Source organism: Geobacillus thermopakistaniensis, from assembly GCF_000498995.1.
Classification (GTDB): domain Bacteria; phylum Bacillota; class Bacilli; order Bacillales; family Anoxybacillaceae; genus Geobacillus; species Geobacillus thermoleovorans.
Genome location: NZ_AYSF01000035.1, coordinates 1 through 18,126, shown reverse-complemented (window position 1 = coordinate 18,126; position 18,126 = coordinate 1). Strand labels below are relative to the sequence as shown.

20 protein-coding genes are annotated in these 18,126 nt (G+C 53.3%); 8 read left to right on the top strand and 12 right to left on the bottom strand.

The genetic code is table 11. From position 1 onward, the window contains the following. Positions 1-12: 12 nt before the first annotated feature. Both T260_RS132580 and T260_RS132585 read right to left on the bottom strand, forming a co-directional pair. A complete protein-coding gene (locus T260_RS132580; protein ID WP_023633705.1) occupies positions 13-1,212 on the bottom strand; it encodes an acyl-CoA dehydrogenase family protein in 1,200 nt (399 codons plus the stop codon). Between the two features lie 109 nt (positions 1,213-1,321). Further along, on the bottom strand, positions 1,322-2,506 hold the full coding sequence (locus T260_RS132585; protein ID WP_011229950.1) for a CaiB/BaiF CoA transferase family protein: 1,185 nt from the start codon (positions 2,504-2,506) through the stop codon (positions 1,322-1,324). 484 nt (positions 2,507-2,990) lie between these two features. Here T260_RS132585 and T260_RS132590 point away from each other — a divergent pair, with 484 nt between their 5' ends. Continuing rightward, on the top strand, positions 2,991-3,821 hold the full coding sequence (locus T260_RS132590; RefSeq protein WP_011229951.1) for a glycosyltransferase family 8 protein: 831 nt from the start codon (positions 2,991-2,993) through the stop codon (positions 3,819-3,821). Positions 3,822-3,930: 109 nt separating this feature from the next. On the opposite strand, the gene T260_RS132595 is transcribed toward T260_RS132590, so the two are convergent. The 4 genes from T260_RS132595 to T260_RS132605 all read right to left on the bottom strand — a co-directional run bounded on the left by T260_RS132595 (position 3,931) and on the right by T260_RS132605 (position 6,181). Continuing rightward, positions 3,931-4,116 carry a YfhD family protein gene (locus T260_RS132595; protein WP_011229952.1) on the bottom strand — a complete coding sequence of 62 codons (186 nt, stop codon included), beginning with the start codon at positions 4,114-4,116 and terminating at the stop codon, positions 3,931-3,933. 89 nt (positions 4,117-4,205) lie between these two features. Then, the gene (locus tag T260_RS1000000138655) at positions 4,206-4,334 is read right to left on the bottom strand and encodes a YfhE family protein (RefSeq protein WP_011229953.1); all 129 of its coding nucleotides are present in this window, start codon (positions 4,332-4,334) and stop codon (positions 4,206-4,208) included. 130 nt (positions 4,335-4,464) lie between these two features. Then, positions 4,465-5,019, bottom strand: coding sequence for a GNAT family N-acetyltransferase (locus T260_RS132600; RefSeq protein WP_011229954.1), 555 nt, complete (start codon positions 5,017-5,019; stop codon positions 4,465-4,467). A 244-nt stretch (positions 5,020-5,263) separates the two neighbouring features. Beyond that, complete coding sequence (locus T260_RS132605; protein ID WP_014194913.1) at positions 5,264-6,181, bottom strand: TIGR01777 family oxidoreductase; 918 nt, start codon at positions 6,179-6,181, stop codon at positions 5,264-5,266. Positions 6,182-6,274: 93 nt separating this feature from the next. Here T260_RS132605 and recX point away from each other — a divergent pair, with 93 nt between their 5' ends. Both recX and T260_RS132615 read left to right on the top strand, forming a co-directional pair. Further along, complete coding sequence (gene recX / locus T260_RS132610; RefSeq protein WP_011229956.1) at positions 6,275-7,084, top strand: recombination regulator RecX; 810 nt, start codon at positions 6,275-6,277, stop codon at positions 7,082-7,084. Positions 7,085-7,253: 169 nt separating this feature from the next. Further along, positions 7,254-7,595, top strand: coding sequence for a YfhH family protein (locus T260_RS132615; RefSeq protein ID WP_011229957.1), 342 nt, complete (start codon positions 7,254-7,256; stop codon positions 7,593-7,595). Between the two features lie 75 nt (positions 7,596-7,670). On the opposite strand, the gene T260_RS1000000138650 is transcribed toward T260_RS132615, so the two are convergent. From T260_RS1000000138650 to fdhF, 5 genes are all read right to left on the bottom strand, one after another. Next, positions 7,671-7,832, bottom strand: coding sequence for a YpzG family protein (locus T260_RS1000000138650; protein ID WP_011229958.1), 162 nt, complete (start codon positions 7,830-7,832; stop codon positions 7,671-7,673). Positions 7,833-7,899: 67 nt separating this feature from the next. After that, complete coding sequence (locus T260_RS132620; protein ID WP_011229959.1) at positions 7,900-8,061, bottom strand: small, acid-soluble spore protein K; 162 nt, start codon at positions 8,059-8,061, stop codon at positions 7,900-7,902. A 107-nt stretch (positions 8,062-8,168) separates the two neighbouring features. Then, positions 8,169-9,152: a metal-dependent hydrolase gene (locus T260_RS132625; protein WP_011229960.1), complete on the bottom strand. Its 984-nt coding sequence runs from the start codon at positions 9,150-9,152 to the stop codon at positions 8,169-8,171. Positions 9,153-9,664: 512 nt separating this feature from the next. After that, positions 9,665-10,153, bottom strand: coding sequence for a helical membrane plugin domain-containing protein (locus T260_RS132630; protein ID WP_011229962.1), 489 nt, complete (start codon positions 10,151-10,153; stop codon positions 9,665-9,667). After that, positions 10,146-13,109, bottom strand: coding sequence for a formate dehydrogenase subunit alpha (gene fdhF, locus T260_RS132635; protein WP_020279371.1), 2,964 nt, complete (start codon positions 13,107-13,109; stop codon positions 10,146-10,148). The genes T260_RS132630 and fdhF overlap by 8 nt, the downstream gene beginning before the upstream one ends. A gap of 266 nt (positions 13,110-13,375) precedes the next feature. On the opposite strand from fdhF, the gene T260_RS132640 reads away from it, so the two are divergent. The 4 genes from T260_RS132640 to mutY all read left to right on the top strand — a co-directional run bounded on the left by T260_RS132640 (position 13,376) and on the right by mutY (position 17,263). Beyond that, positions 13,376-13,723: a Na-translocating system protein MpsC family protein gene (locus T260_RS132640; protein ID WP_011229964.1), complete on the top strand. Its 348-nt coding sequence runs from the start codon at positions 13,376-13,378 to the stop codon at positions 13,721-13,723. 260 nt (positions 13,724-13,983) lie between these two features. Then, the gene (fdhD, locus tag T260_RS132645; RefSeq protein WP_011229965.1) at positions 13,984-14,775 is read left to right on the top strand and encodes a formate dehydrogenase accessory sulfurtransferase FdhD; all 792 of its coding nucleotides are present in this window, start codon (positions 13,984-13,986) and stop codon (positions 14,773-14,775) included. A gap of 16 nt (positions 14,776-14,791) precedes the next feature. Continuing rightward, complete coding sequence (locus T260_RS132650; RefSeq protein WP_023633704.1) at positions 14,792-16,057, top strand: L-lactate MFS transporter; 1,266 nt, start codon at positions 14,792-14,794, stop codon at positions 16,055-16,057. A gap of 105 nt (positions 16,058-16,162) precedes the next feature. Continuing rightward, the gene (mutY, locus tag T260_RS132655) at positions 16,163-17,263 is read left to right on the top strand and encodes an A/G-specific adenine glycosylase (RefSeq protein ID WP_020279373.1); all 1,101 of its coding nucleotides are present in this window, start codon (positions 16,163-16,165) and stop codon (positions 17,261-17,263) included. Here mutY and yfhS read toward each other — a convergent pair. Continuing rightward, entirely contained in the window at positions 17,260-17,484 is a 225-nt protein-coding gene (gene yfhS, locus T260_RS132660; protein WP_011229968.1) for a mother cell protein YfhS, read from the bottom strand. The two genes, mutY and yfhS, sit on opposite strands and share 4 nt — an antisense overlap. Positions 17,485-17,544: 60 nt before the next feature. Here yfhS and fabL point away from each other — a divergent pair. Next, positions 17,545-18,126 (top strand): enoyl-[acyl-carrier-protein] reductase FabL (gene fabL, locus T260_RS132665; RefSeq protein ID WP_023633703.1); only part of this gene is annotated, 582 nt, incomplete at its 3' end.

The following is an 18,126-nucleotide window of genomic DNA, read 5'->3' as shown; positions in this document are numbered from 1 at the left end:
TTCGTTGGTGATTCAGTTTTCAGCCGGCCGCCATGCCGGCAGCGTTTTGCGCAGCGGTTTGTCTTGGCGGTAACCGAGCACATATTCGGCCTGCATGATCGTATGAATTTCCCGTGTTCCTTCGTAAATGACCGGCGCTTTCGAGTTGCGCAAGTAGCGCTCGACCGGGTATTCGTTCGAATAGCCGTAGGCGCCATGGATTTGCACGGCATCGTCGGCCGCCTGGTTCGCGTAGTCGCAGGCGATCCATTTGGCGAGCGATGTTTCTCTCGTGCAACGCCGGCCTTCGTTTTTGAGAAAGCCGACTTTGTAAACGAGCAGGCGGCTGATTTGCAAACCAGCTTCCATGCGGGCGATCATTTGCTGGACGAGCTGATGGCGGCCGATTTCTTTGCCGAATGTTTTTCGTTCGTGGCAGTATTTCACGCTCGCCTCAAGACATGCCATAATGAGACCGACCGCGCCGGCGGCGACGGTGAAGCGGCCGTTGTCAAGCGCTGACATGGCGATTTTGAATCCTTCGCCTTCTTCCCCGAGCAAGTTTTCTTTCGGGACGCGGACGTTGTCAAAAAACAGCTCGCCCGTATTGCCAGAGCGGATGCCAAGTTTCCCTTTAATCGGGCGCGACGAAAAGCCGGGCATCGTCCGTTCGACGATAAAGGCGGAAATGCCGCGGTGCTTTTTCGATTTGTCCGTATAGGCGAATACGAGAAAATGGTCAGCGATGTCAGCGAGGGAAATCCATGTTTTTTGTCCGTTTAAAATGTAGTCATCTCCGTCGCGGACGGCTGTCGTCTGGATGGAAGCGACGTCTGAGCCGGCATTCGGTTCGGTCAGGCCGAATGCGCCGATTTTTTCCCCGCGCGCTTGTGGGACGAGATATTTTTGCTTTTGTTCTTCAGTTCCCCACTGAAGGAGCGTCAAACTGTTCAGCCCGGTGTGAACCGATACGGCGGTGCGAAACGCCGTATCGCCGCGTTCGAGCTCTTCGCAGACGATGGCAAGCGAGTTGTAATCCATGCCCATGCCGCCATATTCTTCGGGAATGCAGACGCCCATTAAATTGAGCTCAGCGAGCCGCTTGAAAATGTTGCGGTCAAATTCGCCCCGCTCATCCCATTCTTTGATATAAGGCATAATTTCTTTATCGACGAATTTGCGCACCGTTTGCCGCAGCATTTCCTGTTCGGGTGTAAAGTCGAAGTTCATCATCGTTTCCATCCCCCTATGCAACTGTTTGTTTTTCATGGTTTTTTCGTGTCAACGTTCGTTTCCCTTGTTTCAGCGGGCGCTGAAGCGGTTGAGGAGAACAACGGTTTATTCATTGGCTTTTGTCGTGCGGACCGTTTTCAGCGGCCGGGTTGCCTTGCCATCCAGCTTCGACCTCGCGGTTATGCTCGCCGGCCAGCGGGGGCGGCAGCCGATAAGACACCGCCGTGTCAGACAGTTTCAGTGGGCTGGCGACAAGCGTTAACGGACCGACGATTGGATGGTGCACCGTGACTGTCATCTCGCGCGCCGCCGTTTGCGGATGGCGGAACAGTTCATCGAGCGTCTGCACCGGTCCGCATGGAATGCCTTTCTCGGCGAGAAGGCGCTGCCACTCGGCCCGCGTCCGCCGCTTGATTTCCTCGTTCAGCCGCCGGTTTAGCTCTTCGCGATGGGCGACTCGGCCGGGATTGGTTTGAAAGCGCGGATCGGTTCCAAGCGAGTGATCGGACAACAACGAGCAAAGCGCTTGAAATTGTCGGTCATTGCCGACGGCGATGACGATCGGACCGTCGCTTGCCATGTACGTTGAGTATGGCACGATGTTCGGGTGTTCATTGCCGAGCGGCTTCGGGACGTCGCCGGATAACAAATAATTGGCGGCGACATTGACAAGCGCACTCACGGCGCAGTCAAACAGTGCGAGATCAATTTTTTGCCCGCGCCCCGTTTTCTCGCGGGCCAAAAGCGCCGCTTCGATCGCGATGGCGGCATACAGGCCGGTGAACACATCCGTGACGGCGACGCCGACTTTGAGCGGGCCGGTGTCCGCAGTGCCGTTAATGCTCATCCAGCCGCTCATTGCCTGAATGATATAGTCGTAGCCGGCTAATGGAGCGAGTGGTCCTGTCTCGCCAAACCCGGTGATGGAGCAGTAGATGAGACGTGGGTTGAGGCGTGACAACGATTCATAGCCAAGTTCCCACTGTTCCATCGTTCCGGTCTTAAAATTGTGAATGAGGACATCAGCTGTTTCGGCGAGGCGGCGAATCGTCTCTTGTCCTTCTGCCGATTTTAAATTGACGGTGATGCTTCGTTTGTTTCGATTGACGGCGGTATAGTAAGCGCTCATGCCGTTTTGGAACGGCGGCCCCCAAAACCGGGTGTCATCCGACCCCCCGGGCGCTTCGACTTTGATGACATCAGCGCCTAAATCGCCTAAAATCATCGTCGCATACGGACCAGCCAACACGCGCGATAAGTCGAGCACGCGCACGCCATCGAGCGCTCCTGGCATCGATTTCCCTCCTTTCTGTTTACATGCAAAAAGCCGGTTCCTATACAGCGTGCAAGATAGGAACCGGCTTGAACGGACTGAGAAGGCATTCCGGCGCGGAGATGCCGTCAGGCCGTACAGTTCTTTTTGTGGTCGATGCATAAAAGCTGCCAACGCTGCCTGTCAGGCAACGGGGCTATCGGACAGATGGCAGGGGCCGTCCGGTCTGCACAAGCGGCCAAGCTGGCAGGAGACGGCTTATACGTTTATTATAGTGATTTGTTTGATAATTGTAAATAGTCGAACAAGAAATTCGCCAGCGAAAGCCGGCTGGCGAGGAGAAGATGCACGTAGCCGCGTGAATAGCTCTTCGATACAAATGAATGAAAAGAAATCGATCGCGCGGTCGGACAATTTGGCATGAAAAGAGCGCAACATTCACCTAAATTTCTATATAATTGTAGAGAAAGGGGAATCGATGACGCAAAAAAGGAAGTGATGGTGCGTGTTCCATGTGTTAGTGACGACAGACGCCAATTATCTTCCGCCGCTGAGAGTCTTGATGCATTCGCTGTTTTGCAACAACCGGCGCCCGTTTACGTTTTACTTGCTTTACTCGCGCATTGCCGAGGAAGAGATTCAGGCGCTTGGCGAGTTTGTTCGCCGGCAGGGGCATGAGCTCGTGCCGATTTACGTTGATCCGCAACTGTTTCATGATGCGCCTGTTTTCCGCCACTATACGGTGGAGATGTATTACCGTCTGGCGGCGCATTTGTTTTTGCCGCCAGACGTCGACCGTGTCTTGTACCTTGATCCGGATATTGTGGCGATCAACCCGATGGATGAGCTGTATGACATGGATTTCGAAGGGAACTTGTTCATTGCGGCTGAGCATACCCATTCGACGAAGGTGGCAAACTTGTTCAACAAGTTGCGGTTAAAAACGCCGAACGCGAAAGGGTATTTCAACACGGGTGTGATGATGATGAACATTGCGATGATGCGCGAACACGTTCGGCTTGCGGACATTTACCAGTTCATTCGCGACAACCGGTTCAAGCTTGTTCTTCCTGACCAAGACGTGTTAAATGGGTTGTACTGGGACAAAATTAAACCGGTCGACTGCTACCGCTACAACTACGACGCGCGCTATTATGACTTTTTGCAGCTTTTGCCCAACCCGAAACACGATTTAGCTTGGATTGAGGAAAACACCGTTTTTATCCATTATTGCGGCAAGGAAAAACCGTGGAAAGACAATTACAAAGGGGAGTTGGGGCGGTTTTACAAACGGTACAGCCAAGTGTTGGAGCTCGAGGGCGAGGCGACGGTGTAGCGCGGCTTGAGAGACGCGTTTCACAAAGAAAGTCTCTCACTCCAAGCAAAGCGAAGTGGAAGCGGTTCACAGGAAAAAGGCGCCCCATCAAAGCGGGCGCCATGTTCGATTACTGTTTGCGCTCTTGCCGGCGGATGCCGGCTGCCGCAGCGCGCGCCTGTGCTTCAAGGTCTTCATGGTCGGCAAATTCTGCCGAGTATTCCACATCGATGCCGTCAGATTTCAGCTGTTTCGGCACTTGCGGCAAAGTCGCCTTGTTTTTGTCGCGCGTCCGTTGTCCGCGAGAACGGCCCATCATCCATGCCCCCTATCCAAAAGTGTGAATCGTACGATTCAATCATTAGGATGGCATGGACGGCGCCAGCGTATAAATAGCAATCGTTTCTAGTGGCGCGCCTTTTTGGCCGTATAGCCGCCCGCTTGGTCCGCCATTTTAAAATCCCGGGCATAGCTTACTTCTTGGGCGCTTGTCAGCGTATGCTTCGATTTTTCGCGTTTTCGTTTTTCCGCCATCGCTTGTTCCCTCGCTTTGCATCAATATTCCTTTAGTTCCATTTTGCGCAAAACCAGCCGTTTTTATGCGTAAAAAAGAGGATGTCCGTTTGGACAGCCTCTTTTTGCATCAGATGCGCTCTTGCGCGGCTTATGCCTCTTTGCGCTGTTCTTCATTGTGGGCAAAGGAAGGATGGCGCATTGTATAGAGCGTGTAGTTGTCTTTTGTAATTTCGTACAAATTGTATACATCCGCGCCGATTTGCTCGAGCAACGCCCGCCGCGTTTCATTGGCCGGCGTGACGTACGGCAGTTTTTCCGCCGCTTTGATCGAGCGGACGTTGACTTTGCGAATGCGCAAAAACACGGTCTCGATCGACAGCTCATAAAACAGCTCATGGAAAAACGCTTCTTTGGCGCGCCGATTGTAACCGAGCCCGTGATACGGCTTGCCGAGCCACGTGCCTAAAAAGCCGGCGCCATCTTGGATATCAAAGAGGCTGATTGTGCCGATCGGGTTTCCCCATTCGTCTAAAATCGTGCGCGAAATCAATTCGCCGCGTTCTTCCGCCTCCATGAGCTGTTTTGTCATGAATAAAAACTCTTCGTACGAGCTGGCTTTTTGGCGCACGAAAGGGAAGACGTCCGGATGCACCATCAGCTCGTACAGCGCATGGCAGTCTTGCAGCTCGCGTTTTTTCAACATGGCCAATCCCTCCTTTGGATGCCGAGGGCAGCCTCCCAGCGGGAACCCACCCTCGAAATTTTTTTATTAAAACTTCATTAAAAAAATTTCGGGGTGGGAATCGAACCCACTAGGACCAGCGCGAGCGCTGGTGACGCACCATTTGCCTTCCCCTTGTTCCTGTCCGTATGCGATTATGACGACAACTAGCCTAAGGTCTCCTTTATCATACACGATCGGAAGAAAAAAGGGAATTGTTTTTTTGTTAATTTTTTTTGGATATTTTTTGTCGGTCATGGGGCAAAAGCAAATCGGTGAGACAGCCTTCCAACGTTGGAAACGAAAAGCGGAAGCCGTCTTGCAATAGCTTCTCTGGAATGACGCGTTGCCCTTCGGTGACAAGCATGCTCATTTCGCCAAGGAGAAGGCGAAGCGCCCAAGCGGGAACCGGAAGCCAATGCGGGCGGTGAAGAAGCCGGGCGGCGGTCAGTCCAAATTCTTCCATTTGTACTGGATGGGGCGCGGTGAAATTGATGGGGCCGGACAATTCCTCGTGTTCGATGATGTACGAGACCGCGCGCACGACGTCTTCAAGATGAATCCACGACAGCCATTGCCGTCCGCTGCCGATTGGGCCGCCGACAAACAGCAGATACGGCTTGATCATCATCGGCAAGGCGCCGCCATGTCGGGCAAACACGACGCCAAAGCGAGCGTAGACGGTGCGGATGCCAAGCTGCTCAATCGGACGGGCCGATGCTTCCCATGCTTGGACGGTCTGGGCTAGAAAGTCGCCGCCGTAATCGGTCGTTTGCTCGGTAAATGTTGCGGAGTCCGAAGTGCCGTAAATGCCGATGGCGCTGGCGTTGATAAACAACGACGGGGGGCGGGACAGTGAATCGATGCAGCGGCCCATCGCTTCGGTGGCGCGAAGGCGGCTGTCAAGGATGATCTCTTTTTGCTTCGCCGTCCAACGTTTTCGATTGAGCGGCTCCCCGGCTAAATTAATGGCGACATCGACAGCTTCAGGCTTTCGGTGGTTGTCGAAGGAAAGGTAATGAATGTTGCCTTCGGAAGGTTTGGGAGAGCGGGTGAAAATGTAGATCTCATGTCCTTGTTTGGAAAAATGGCGGGCGAGCGCCTGGCCGATCAGCCCAGTGCCGCCGTTGATGGCGATGCGCATCTTGATTCCCCTTCCATTGGTTTATTTTATGACTTCGCTTTTGGTGTCAGAAGTTCCTGCTTATGATACGATAAAAGATAAGGGGGACAAACAATGGGAACGATTGCCGACATTGCCGCAACCGAACAAAATGCTGAACGATTTTGGATTGTCGTGCACCGTGACGGCGCACCGTCGTTGAGATTGACAGTTGATCAAGATGTATTGCTTCAATTCCGCTTGAAAAAAGGGATGGAGATCAGCGACGACCTGCTTCAACATATTGTGTATGCCGATGAGGTGAAAAAGGCGTATCAACAGGCGCTTTACTTTTTGGCGCACCGGATGCGTTCGGAGCATGAGGTCGCCGCACACTTGCGAAAAAAAGGCGCTCCGGATTCGGTGATTGATGAAGTGCTCAAAAAACTTCGCGCCGAGCGGTATGTCGATGACGAGGCGTTTGCCGCCGCTTATGTGCGCACGCAAAAAAAGACGGCGGCGAAAGGGCCGCTTCTTGTGCGCGCCGAACTGGAACGGCTCGGCGTTCCCGACCGCTTGATCGAGCAGAGTTTGGCGGAGTATACGTTGGATGAACAGATGGCCATCGCCCGCTCGCTTTACGAAAAAGCGAAAAAACAGCGCCGGGATGAATCGGCTCGCGCGTTTTTGGAACGGGTGCGGCAGCAGCTGATGCGCAAAGGATTTCCGCATGAGGTGATTGCCGCCGTTTTGGCGGATGGCGGCACTCATACTGAACAAGAAGAACGGGAGGCGCTCAGTGTTCAGGCGGAGAAAGCGCACCGCCGTTATGCGCACCACCCGCGGCCGCTTTATGAGCAAAAGATGCGCCAAGCCCTGTACCGAAAAGGATTCGCACTTGACTTGATCAATGAATGGCTGCGCATGCACGGTAATGACGAGTGATCTCGAATGAAAGGATTTGAAAAAAATGGGATATATTATCAGTTTTGTTGTTAAATGTTGATCACAAAATCGTTCCAGTTCCATAAATCAAGAGATGTTCTGAGCCTTTTGCCGAGTTCCATGTGGATGAAAACGATCCATCGGGAATGCTCAAAAAGGAGGCTTGCCTATGATCAAAGGAGAACAAAAACGGTACAGCGAAATGACGAAAGAAGAACTGCAACAAGAAATCGCCATGTTGACGGAAAAGGCACGCAAGGCGGAGCAGATGGGGATGGTGAACGAATACGCCGTCTACGAGCGGAAAATCGCCATGGCGAAGGCGTATATGCTTAATCCAGCTGATTTTCATCCTGGGGAGATTTATGAAATTGAAGGGGCGCCTGGAGAGTATTTTAAAGTGCGCTATTTAAAAGGAGTGTTTGCCTGGGGATGGCGGTTGAAAGGAAACGGAGAGGAGGAGGCGCTGCCGATTTCACTGCTTCGTAAACCGAATTTGCCTCAATCATGACGGGCGGGACAAGTTCACAGTCGGACGGAAAGCGAGCCTAAAAACCTAGGGAGGGTGTCTCCCTAGGTTGTTCCGCTACGACTGCTTGCGCGTCTGCCGCTCTAAAATGATGAGGTCAAGCGTTTGCTGCGTTTCGCCGTTCACTTGCGAGTGGGCGTGTTTTGGATTGGCCCACGGCTGCTGAAACGGGTTCGAATAAAAGTTGTCATAAAATTTTTTGTGCCGATGGTGACCCATGATTGTTCACCTCGCTGCGGAATGTGCCGGGGGAGTGCGGCGAACGATGCCGCGCTCCCCCTTCATGTTAAAAGAAATCGCTTCGTTCGCCGGAGGCGCGCATCCGTTCTTGCGGGTGGGTGTTGGTCGTGCCGTCGGCCCGCTTCGAGGCGTACTCGGCCTTGGCGCGCGGTTCGCCTTCGAGCTTGTTGTTGTTTTGGTTCGGGAAGTTGTGCGCTTTGTTCCGCACGGCACATTCCCTCCTTAACGGCGTGCTCGTGTTGGATGGCCAACACGTATTTTTATTATGGGACACCCTGTAGCGCTTATGTGTGGCAATGATTGGGGCGGAGCCCATCAGCCGTTTGGAGCAAGTTCGAGCTTTTTGCGCAGTTTGCCTTCGCTGAAAATCCAGCCGGTGTATGAGCTGACAATATTGAGATCGCGGTCGAGCTGGACGACAGCGACAAACGGGTAATACCCTTTGCTTCGATAGCGTAAATCAGTAAAGCGCACTTCGTAGTAATCATCGTATTCGTTCATTTCCCAACGGTAAACCGGGGAAAAAGATAAGAAAGCGGCGATATTTTCGTCGCGTTTGGCGGCGTTCATCACCGGATGGTCGGGAAGCGCACGCTTTTGGAAGCGGTCAAGGATGATGAGCTCGCCGCGTTTGACGCGGGCGACGTAAAATTTGTCGCAGGTTGAAATGGCTAAATGCCATTCGCGCGGCCGCCATGTCGGTACGGTGATGATCTCGGTCACCCCGGCGATCGAGGCGTGCACGAGCCGTTTGATGTTGGCCTGCTGGCGGAAGCGAAGCCCATAATACGCAGCGATAAGCACGTAGACGACAAGAAACGTATAACCGGGATGGGCGCCGAGAAACAAGCCGCCGACGCCGACCAAATGAAGCCCAAAAATGACCGGATCAAACGTATGAATCACGCCAAGGGCGATCCATTTTTTTGTAAACGGACGCAACGCCTGGGTTCCGTAAGAGTTAAAAATGTCAACAAATACGTGCAAGGCGACGGCAACAAACGTCCAAAGCCAAACGCGAAGCCAATCCGTTTTCGGATAGATGGCAGCCATCACGCTGACGATGAGCAACGGCCAAAGAACGACGGCGGGAATCGAATGGGTGATGCCGCGATGGTTGCGAATATATTGGGCGTTGTTGCGCAATTTGAAAATCGTGTCGATATCCGGCGCTTGCGAGCCAGCGAGCGCGCCGATCAACACAGCGTGGGATAAGAGCGGATCATGGGCGATCGCAGGGTCAAGTGAAGCAAGACTGCCGAGCGCCACCCCCATCAAAACATGTGTGCCTGTATCCAACGTGAAGGCGCCTCCTTCTTGCAGCATCGTTGCATGTTCGGATGGAAACTGTCTGTTGTCTCTCGGCCGGAGCACATCTTTCTTTTTCATGCAACTATTAGTATGCCCCACCTTGTGTTCAGCCAATAACCGTTTGAGGCATTGGCCGAAAGGAGGCGAGAGACAAACAAGGTTATGGCTAGTGTATCATAGAGCGACAATCGTTGGCGAGAGGCGGAACGACCAATTTCACAACGATTCAAAAAAGGAAACGATTGATAGACAGTGGAGTGAGAAAAAGAAACAGGAAGCAAGCCGTTCGTCAGACGAAAAGGGAAGCGCTTCAACCAAAAACGAAAAGCGCCCCGCATGAGGCGGGACGTTTTGTTGATCATCTCGGACCGAGAAGCTCCCCACTTCAACGTCTATATAGGTGTAAGTGGGGAGCATTCCATGCTGATGGAAGATCGGTTCACCATCCGTTCTTTTGGCGGCTCATTGGTCAACTGTCCTTTTCTCTGCAAGCCGATCGATTAGCCGTCATTTCTGAACCGTTTGCCGATCGCTTTGAGAGCGGACAGGAAAAAGCGGATCGCGCGGTTGATGTCCGGGTCATTGAGCGCTTTAAGCAAATCAAACAACCCGATTTTTTTTGTTTCGGCGGAGTTTTGTTCGTACGCCTCCAGCGCGCCGGCGGCGATGTGCTCAAGCAGTTTCGCCGTTTTCTCCGGATCAAGTGAAGCAACAAGGCCAGCTATGGCGAACGCATGGTTGATCATCGTTGTCACCGGTTTTTGGTTGAGCTGGCCGACGACGATTTTCGCCACGTCTTCCCGCGCTTTTAACAAGGCGTTGGCCGCTTCGAGCAGGCCGCTTTCATGGAGCTGCTCGATGAACGCCAAGAGCTCGCGAACTGCCTCTTCACTGTCGCCGACAGCGGCTTTTAGCTTGGCCAGCGCTTCAGTTCGTTTTTCTTCCTCCGTCATTTGGCGCTTTTGAATGGTGGTAATCGGCTTAGCCACCGATCGTCACCCCCTTGTTTTCCTCGGTGAGCGGCACGTAGTCGCTTCGCCGCCACTTCCGCTCCACCTCGACGCCGTTTTGCGGATGCCGCTTTTTAAAGCGCGGATTTGTGCGCGGCAGCGGCGTCTTGCCGGACCGTTCAATGACTTCCATGCGCACTCGGGCTTGTTTGTAAGCCGGCGTGTTCGTGCGATGGTCGGTTTGCGGGCCGGTCAGCATGTTAATGGCGCTCTCATTGGCTGTGGAGTGCATCGGCAAGAACAGTTCATTGCCTCTGACTCGATCGGTGACGAGCACGCGCACTTTGACGCGGCCGTACGGCGAGATGAGCCGAACGAGCGCCCCATCTTCAATGCCGCGTTCTTTGGCGAGTTCAGGGGATACTTCGACAAACACTTCTGGGAATTTATGCTCGATGCCTTTGGATTTGTACGTCAAGTTTCCTTCATGGAAATGTTCGAGCAATCGGCCGTTGTTCACAAGCAAATCGTACTCTTCCGGATATTGCACCGGTTCGACCCAATCGGCTAACGCAAAGCGGGCTTTGCCGTCCGGGAAGTTGAACCGCTCTTTGTACAACAGCGGCGTGTCAGCCCCGTCATGGCTGCCCCAGCATAAGCTGTTCCAGCCCTCGAGCCGGTCGTAATGCGCTTGTGAGTACAGTGGGGCGAGGCTGGCGATTTCATCCATGATTTCTTTCGGGCCAGCGTAATTCCAATCGGCGCCAAGCCGCTTCGCGATTTCTTGAATGATCCACCAGTCTGGCTTGGAGTCGCCAAGAGGCTCCAGCGCTTGGTAAAACCGTTGGATGCGGCGCTCGGTATTCGTGAAAGTTCCTTCCTTTTCCAAACTTGGCGCTGCTGGCAAGATGACATCAGCAAATTGCGCTGTTTTTGACAAGAAAATGTCTTGAACGACAACAAAGTCAAGCTTCGCCAACGTCTCTTGCACATGGTTGGCGTTGCAGTCGACAAGCGCCATATCTTCGCCGATGATATACATCGCTTTCAGCTCGCCGCGCTCGGCCGCTTCGAGCATTTGGATGTTGTCAAGGCCTGGTTTCGCATCGATGCGGACGCCGTACGCTTTTTCAAACTTCGCTCGCGCCTCATCATCGGTGACATGTTGGTAGCCAGGCAGCCAGGCAGGAAGCGAACCCATGTCGCAGGCGCCTTGGACGTTGTTATGGCCGCGCAATGGGAACGCGCCCGCCCCCGGACGACCGTAGTTGCCGGTTGCCAAAAGCAAGTTGGAAATCGCCGCCGATGTATCGCTGCCGCCCGTGTTTTGCGTGACCCCCATGCCCCAGAGGACGCACGTGCCGTCCGCTTCGTGGATCATCTCGGCGATGCGGATGAGATCGGCTTTGGCGACGCCGGTGACTTGTTCGGCATAATCAAGCGTATATTTTTCCAGCAATTGTTTAAACTCTTCAAAGAAATGGACGCGCTCGCGAATGAATGCCTCATCGTGCCAGCCTTGGTCGATGATGTATTTTGTCACGGCCATCAGCCATACTTGGTCGGTGCCTTGTTTCGGGCGGATGAACAAATCGGCGCGCTCCGCCATTTCGTTGCGGCGCAAGTCGGCGACGATCAGTTTTTGCCCGAATAGTTTATGCGCCCGTTTGACGCGGGTGGCGATGACCGGATGCCCTTCCGCTGGGTTGGCGCCGATGATGATGACAAGGCCGGCTGAAGCGATGTCATGAATCGTGCCGGAATCGCCGCCCATGCCGACCGTGCGGAACAGGCCGTCCGTCGCCGGTGACTGGCAGTAGCGCGAACAGTTGTCGACATTGTTCGTTTCAAATACTTGCCGTGCGAGTTTTTGCATTAAATAGTTTTCTTCGTTGGAAATTTTTGATGATGAAATAAAACCGATGGCGTTGCCGCCGTATTGCCGCTTGATCGCCCCGAGCTTTTCCGCGACCAAGTCGAGTGCTTCGTCCCATGTCGACTCGACGAATACGTCGCCTTTGCGAATGAGCGGTTTCGTTAGGCGCTCTTCGCTGTTGACGAAATCCCAGCCGAATTTTCCTTTGACGCATGTGGAAATGGCGTTGACCGGAGCTTCGGATACCGGCTGGATTTTTAAAATTTTCCGCCCTTTCGTCCACACTTCAAACGAACAGCCGACGCCGCAGAACGTGCAAACCGTTTTCGTCTTTTTGATCCGTTGTTCGCGCATGGCGGCCTCGATTTCAGAAATGGCGAAAATACTCGTATAGTTTGGCTCGACTTCCTTGACAAAATCGATCATCGGGTTGAGGACGTCTTTGTCCAAGCCGGTGAGAAAGCCCGCTTCGCCAAGCATCGATTTTTCCATTAACGCGTTGCACGGACAGACGGTGACGCAATGCCCGCAGCTGACGCACGACGATTCGTTGATCGGCACCCCACCGTCCCAAACGACGCGCGGCCGTTCCGCTTCCCAATCGATCGAAAGCGTTTCGTTCACTTGCAAGTTTTGGCAGGCTTCGACGCATTGCCCGCAGGCGATGCATTGATTCGGGTCGTAGCGGTAGAACGGATGCGACATGTCCACCTCGGACGGGTCGACTTTCGGCCGGTACGGATATGTTTGATGTTCAATTTGCATCATTTCCGCCGTGTTGTGCAGCTTGCAGTTGCCGTTGTTGTTGTCGCACACCGTACAGTACAAGAGATGATTTTCCAACAGGCGGTCCATCGCTTCTTTTTGCGCTGCCTTTGCCCGCGGCGAGCCGAGTTCGACGACCATGCCGTCCTCAACCGGCGTCGCACAGGCGCGAAGCAGCGTTCCGTTGACTTCAGCGATGCACGTGTCGCATGTCTGAATGGCGCCAAGCTCCGGCGTATAACAAACTTGCGGATGCGGAAGACCGTGTTCATTGACGACTTCCAAAATCGTCATCCCGGGCTTGGCGCGGTAGGCACGCCCGTTGATGGTTACCGTCACCATTTGCGCTTCCATCGTCGCTCCCCCTTTGTCAAAATAAAAAACTCCACCAGCGACGAGACGAATGCTTCATCGTGGGTGGAGTAGTTCTTTAGCATAACGATACTAAACAACCAATCCAAACTTTTTATATTTAGTAGAAAAATAACAAGGCCGCTTCTTGCCTTATTATTTTTCCACTATGTATACATTTGCTATAGTTTATTATAGTACGGCAAAACGAAGAACACAACGGATGGGCTGGAACTTTTTCTGGTGGCTTTCGGAAAGGGGGAAGAAAAATGTCCAAAAAAGAAGCCGCTTTCAACGATATTGTGCGCAAAGTGCGCAAACAGCTGTTTGGCAAAGGGCCGGAACGGATTAAAACGTATTTCGTCGACAATTTGGCAATTACGATTTTGCACGGCAATTTAACGCCGACGGAAAAATTTATCGCCCGCACCCCGGAAGGCCGAGAGATGGTGCATGCAGCGAGAACGAAAATGATCCAAGATGTGTACGCCCAACATGTGCCGGACGGCATGGAAGAGCTCATCGGTTCGAAGCTTCTTTATTTGTTCAGCGACATTAAAGTGGAAGAAGATATGGCCGTATCGGTGTTCGTGTTTGAAAAACCGATTGAATTGTGACGATTTTGTGAACAGAAACAATTGTTTTTCGTTACTGTTCGTGGTATGCTTATGAATAGTTAGCACGATGAAAATAGTAGAAGCCTTGCCGGCTAAACGGTTTCGCCGCTTGGCAGGCAGGTTTCGGAAACGGATGTGCGTTGGTTTCGCTGCAGAAGTGCTGGGCGCAAACTACCGCCGCTTTTCGCTGACAGGGGCGAGTTTGTCCTCTTGTCCGGAAGGCGGCGGTTTTATTTTGCATGGAAAGGGGGAATGGCAAGGTGAGCGGGTTTGCGGCGAAACGGCGACCGATTGCGAAATACCGGAACGGGCGCTTTGTTGAGGAAGAGGACGAGATCGCGCTCGAGTTTCCGTTGACCATAACGGTCAATGGCGAGGAGTTTGCGACGATCGTTTGCACGCCGGCGCATCTAGATGAATTGGTAATCGGATTTTTGGCTTCGGAAGGAGCCATTCGGACGTGCAGCGACATCAAAGGGATGACCATTGATGGTGAGCGGGGCTTTGCTTATGTCGAACTCGCCGCAGGCGGACTGCCGGCCAAACAGTTTTATGCCAAGCGGTTCATCGGCTCGTGCTGCGGAAAAAGCCGGCAATTTTATTTTTACAATGACATGAAGACGGCGAAAACGATCGTCGGCGGCATCACGGTGAAGGCGGATGACTGCATTCGCCTCATGAAAGCGCTGCACGAGCGGTCGACGGACTTTGCGGCGACGGGCGGTCTTCACAACGCCGCGCTCGCCACACCGGATGAGATGGTCGTGATTCGTTCTGACATCGGGCGTCACAACGCGCTCGATAAGCTGTATGGCTATTGCCTGCGTCATCAAGTTGCGATGAAAGACAAGCTCATTGTATTCAGCGGCCGCGTTTCATCGGAAGTGCTGTTAAAGGCGGCGAAAATGGGAGTGAGCGTCCTGCTCTCAAAATCGGCGCCGACGACGCTGGCCTTGGATTTGGCGGATGAACTCGGCATAACCGTCGTTGGCTTTTTGCGCGGGCAGGCGTTTAACGTGTATACGCATGAGAGTCGGATCATCATCGGGTAAAAGGGGAGGAGAGGCTGTGAAAAACCGTTGGCTCATTGCGCTATCGGCCGTCGGCATTCATATTTCGATTGGGTCTGTTTATGCGTGGAGCAATTTTACCAATCCATTAAAACAATTGTTTGGATGGTCGGACCAGGAAGTGGCGCTCACGTTCAGCATTGCGATCTTGTTTTTAGGATTGTCGGCTGCGTTCCTTGGCCATTTTGTTGAAAAGCACGGACCGCGGAAATCCGGACTATTGGCCGCCATCTTCTTTGGCCTCGGGGTGACGGGGTCCGGTTTGGCCGTGGCGCTTGGTTCGAAATACTTGCTGTATTTGTTTTACGGGGTGTTGGGAGGAATTGGGCTCGGAGTCGGGTATATTGCGCCAGTGTCAACGCTTGTCAAATGGTTTCCAGACCGGCGCGGGTTGGCTACAGGGCTGGCGATTATGGGATTCGGTTTTGCCGCAGCGATCGCGAGTCCGGTGATGAACAGTTTGATTGCCTCCGTCGGCGTCCAAAATACGTTTTTCATTTTAGGCATTACGTATTTTGTCATTATGACGTTATCTTCTCTTTATTTAGAAAAACCGCCAGAAGGATGGCTGCCGGAAGGATTTCAGGAAAAAGTGAAGGCCGGAAAAGCCAAACCTTCGCTTGATTTGGCGCAGTTGACGGCCAATGAGGCGATTAAAACAAGACGTTTTTGGTATTTATGGTTCATGTTGTTTATTAACGTGACGTGCGGCATTGCCGTTTTAGCGGTGGCCAAACCGTTGGCGGTGGAAAGCATCGGCATCAGCCAAACGGCCGCGGCGGCATTAGTTGGCGCCATTGGGGTGTTTAACGGGTTAGGGCGCATCGGTTGGGCATCGGCTTCTGATTATATTGGGCGGCCGAATACGTATACGACGTTTTTCGTTTTGCAAATCTTGATTTTCTTCCTGTTGCCGAACGTGTCCATCAAATGGCTGTTTGTTGTGATGCTGACGATTGTGTATACGTGCTACGGCGGCGGATTCGCCTGTATCCCGGCGTATATCGGCGATTTGTTCGGCACGAAGCAGCTTGGCGCCATCCATGGTTATATTTTGACCGCTTGGGCCGCGGCTGGTCTCGTCGGACCGATGTTTGCTGCGTATATTAAAGACACGACCGGTTCTTATGAAGGAAGTTTGGCCTTTTTTGGCGGATTGTTTGTCATCGCTTTCATCATCTCGTTGCTCGTGCGCATCGATATTCGCCGATTGCGCGCCCAGCATGAACAAATCGCCTATGTTTCGGCGGCTAAGGAAAGTTGAGAACGATTTCCTTCCGTCTTCCCTCGGCGTGCGGCAAGCCACGCCGGGGGTTTTTTGATATAATAAGGTGGGTATGGATCATAGGCATCATGGGGGAAACGTTGAATGACAAGAGAAACAGAGCGATTTCCAGCGCGCGAGTTTCAGCGCGATTTGCTTGACTGGTTCGCCCGCGAGCGCCGCGACCTGCCGTGGCGGAAAGGCCGCGACCCATATAAAGTATGGGTGTCGGAAGTGATGCTGCAGCAAACGCGCGTCGAGACGGTCATTCCGTATTTTGAACAGTTTATCGATCGGTTTCCGACGCTGGAGGCGCTTGCTGACGCTGATGAGGACGAGGTGCTGAAGGCGTGGGAAGGGCTCGGCTATTACTCGCGCGTGCGCAATTTGCACGCGGCGGTGAAAGAAGTGAAAACGCGCTATGGCGGCAAAGTGCCGGACGATCCAGATGAATTTTCTAGGCTGAAAGGAGTCGGACCGTATACGGTCGGGGCGGTGTTGAGCCTCGCTTATGGCGTCCCGGAGCCGGCTGTTGACGGCAACGTAATGCGTGTCTTGTCGCGTCTGTTTCTCGTGACAGACGATATTGCCAAACCGTCGACGAGAAAACGATTTGAACAAATCGTCCGCGAAATTATGGCGTACGAAAACCCGGGAGCGTTTAACGAGGCGCTGATTGAGCTTGGCGCTCTTGTTTGCACACCGCGCCGCCCGTCGTGCCTTCTTTGTCCGGTGCAAGTCTACTGCCAAGCGTTCGCCGAAGGGGTGGCGGAAGAGCTGCCGGTGAAAACGAAAAAAACAGCGGTCAAACAAGTGCCGCTCGCAGTAGCGGTGCTGGCCGATGATGAAGGCCGCGTTCTCATTCGCAAGCGCGACAACACCGGTTTGCTTGCGAATTTATGGGAGTTCCCCAGCTGCGAAACGGACGGTGCAGATGGAAAAGAGAAGCTCGAGCAAATGGTTGGGGAGCAATACGGTTTGCAAGTAGAGCTTACAGAACCGATCGTTTCGTTTGAGCATGCGTTTTCCCATTTAGTCTGGCAGTTGACCGTGTTTCCCGGCCGCCTGATCAGCAGCGAGTCCACCAAGGAGCCTTTTCGGCTTGTGTCTGAAGATGAGCTCGAAGCGTACGCCTTTCCGGTGTCCCATCAACGTGTTTGGCGCGAATATAAAGAATGGGCGGGCGGAGTACGCCGCCCCGATTAATCAGGCACCGGCATCGTGCCGTGTGTATACGTTGCTTCACGGCGCCCAAGGCCGCCGCGCGCTTCGATTTCCTCGATGATTTCACGGTGAATCGTCTGCCCTTCGACGTTTAAATATGGAGCGATTTGTTGGAACGAATGATGAAAATAAGCGAGTTCGTCATCGGTCCATTCCGTTTTCGGAATCATCGACAGCTCAGTCATATCGCGGCCGACGTACATAGGCAGCCCCTCCCTCATCTATGGAATTCGGCTATATTATATGTATAAGGAGTGAAAAACATGAGCGGAAAAGTAGCAGTGGTCACCGGCAGCAGCCGCGGCATTGGCAAAGCGATCGCCTTGCGGCTGGCCAAGGAAGGATACGATATCGTGGTCAACTACGCCCGCAGCAAAACAGCTGCCGAAGAAACGGCGCGCGAAATTGAAGCGCTCGGGAGAAAAGCGCTCGTCGTCAAAGCGAACGTCGGCGACGTTGAGAAAATTCACGCCATGTTTGCCCAAATCGATGAGGTGTTCGGGCGGGTCGACGTGCTCGTGAACAACGCCGCATCCGGCGTCTTGCGCCCGGCGATGGAATTGGAAGAAACGCATTGGAACTGGACGATGAACATCAACAGCAAAGCGCTTTTGTTTTGCGCCCAGGAAGCGGCCAAAAGAATGGAGCAAGTCGGCGGCGGGAAAATTGTGAGCATCAGCTCGCTCGGGTCGATCCGCTATTTGGAAAACTATACGGCGGTCGGCGTCTCGAAGGCCGCGCTTGAAGCGCTGACCCGCTACTTGGCTGTCGAGCTGGCGCCGAAAAACATCGCCGTCAACGCCGTCTCCGGCGGGGCTTTTCGGCCGAATTTTGCAGCACAATTT

Excerpts from the sequence above, each read along its gene's own strand:
- recX (WP_011229956.1), top strand. The coding sequence starts at position 6,275 with ATGGGAACGATTGCCGACATTGCCGCAACCGAACAAAATGCTGAACGA.
- mutY (WP_020279373.1), top strand. The coding sequence starts at position 16,163 with ATGACAAGAGAAACAGAGCGATTTCCAGCGCGCGAGTTTCAGCGCGAT.
- fdhF (WP_020279371.1), bottom strand. The coding sequence starts at position 13,109 with ATGGAAGCGCAAATGGTGACGGTAACCATCAACGGGCGTGCCTACCGC.
- T260_RS132640 (WP_011229964.1), top strand. The coding sequence starts at position 13,376 with ATGTCCAAAAAAGAAGCCGCTTTCAACGATATTGTGCGCAAAGTGCGC.
- T260_RS132580 (WP_023633705.1), bottom strand. The coding sequence starts at position 1,212 with ATGATGAACTTCGACTTTACACCCGAACAGGAAATGCTGCGGCAAACG.
- T260_RS1000000138650 (WP_011229958.1), bottom strand. The coding sequence starts at position 7,832 with ATGGGTCACCATCGGCACAAAAAATTTTATGACAACTTTTATTCGAAC.
- T260_RS132605 (WP_014194913.1), bottom strand. The coding sequence starts at position 6,181 with ATGCGCATCGCCATCAACGGCGGCACTGGGCTGATCGGCCAGGCGCTC.
- T260_RS132585 (WP_011229950.1), bottom strand. The coding sequence starts at position 2,506 with ATGCCAGGAGCGCTCGATGGCGTGCGCGTGCTCGACTTATCGCGCGTG.
- T260_RS132615 (WP_011229957.1), top strand. The coding sequence starts at position 7,254 with ATGATCAAAGGAGAACAAAAACGGTACAGCGAAATGACGAAAGAAGAA.
- T260_RS132595 (WP_011229952.1), bottom strand. The coding sequence starts at position 4,116 with ATGGGCCGTTCTCGCGGACAACGGACGCGCGACAAAAACAAGGCGACT.
- T260_RS1000000138655 (WP_011229953.1), bottom strand. The coding sequence starts at position 4,334 with ATGGCGGAAAAACGAAAACGCGAAAAATCGAAGCATACGCTGACAAGC.
- T260_RS132600 (WP_011229954.1), bottom strand. The coding sequence starts at position 5,019 with ATGTTGAAAAAACGCGAGCTGCAAGACTGCCATGCGCTGTACGAGCTG.
- yfhS (WP_011229968.1), bottom strand. The coding sequence starts at position 17,484 with ATGTACGTCGGCCGCGATATGACTGAGCTGTCGATGATTCCGAAAACG.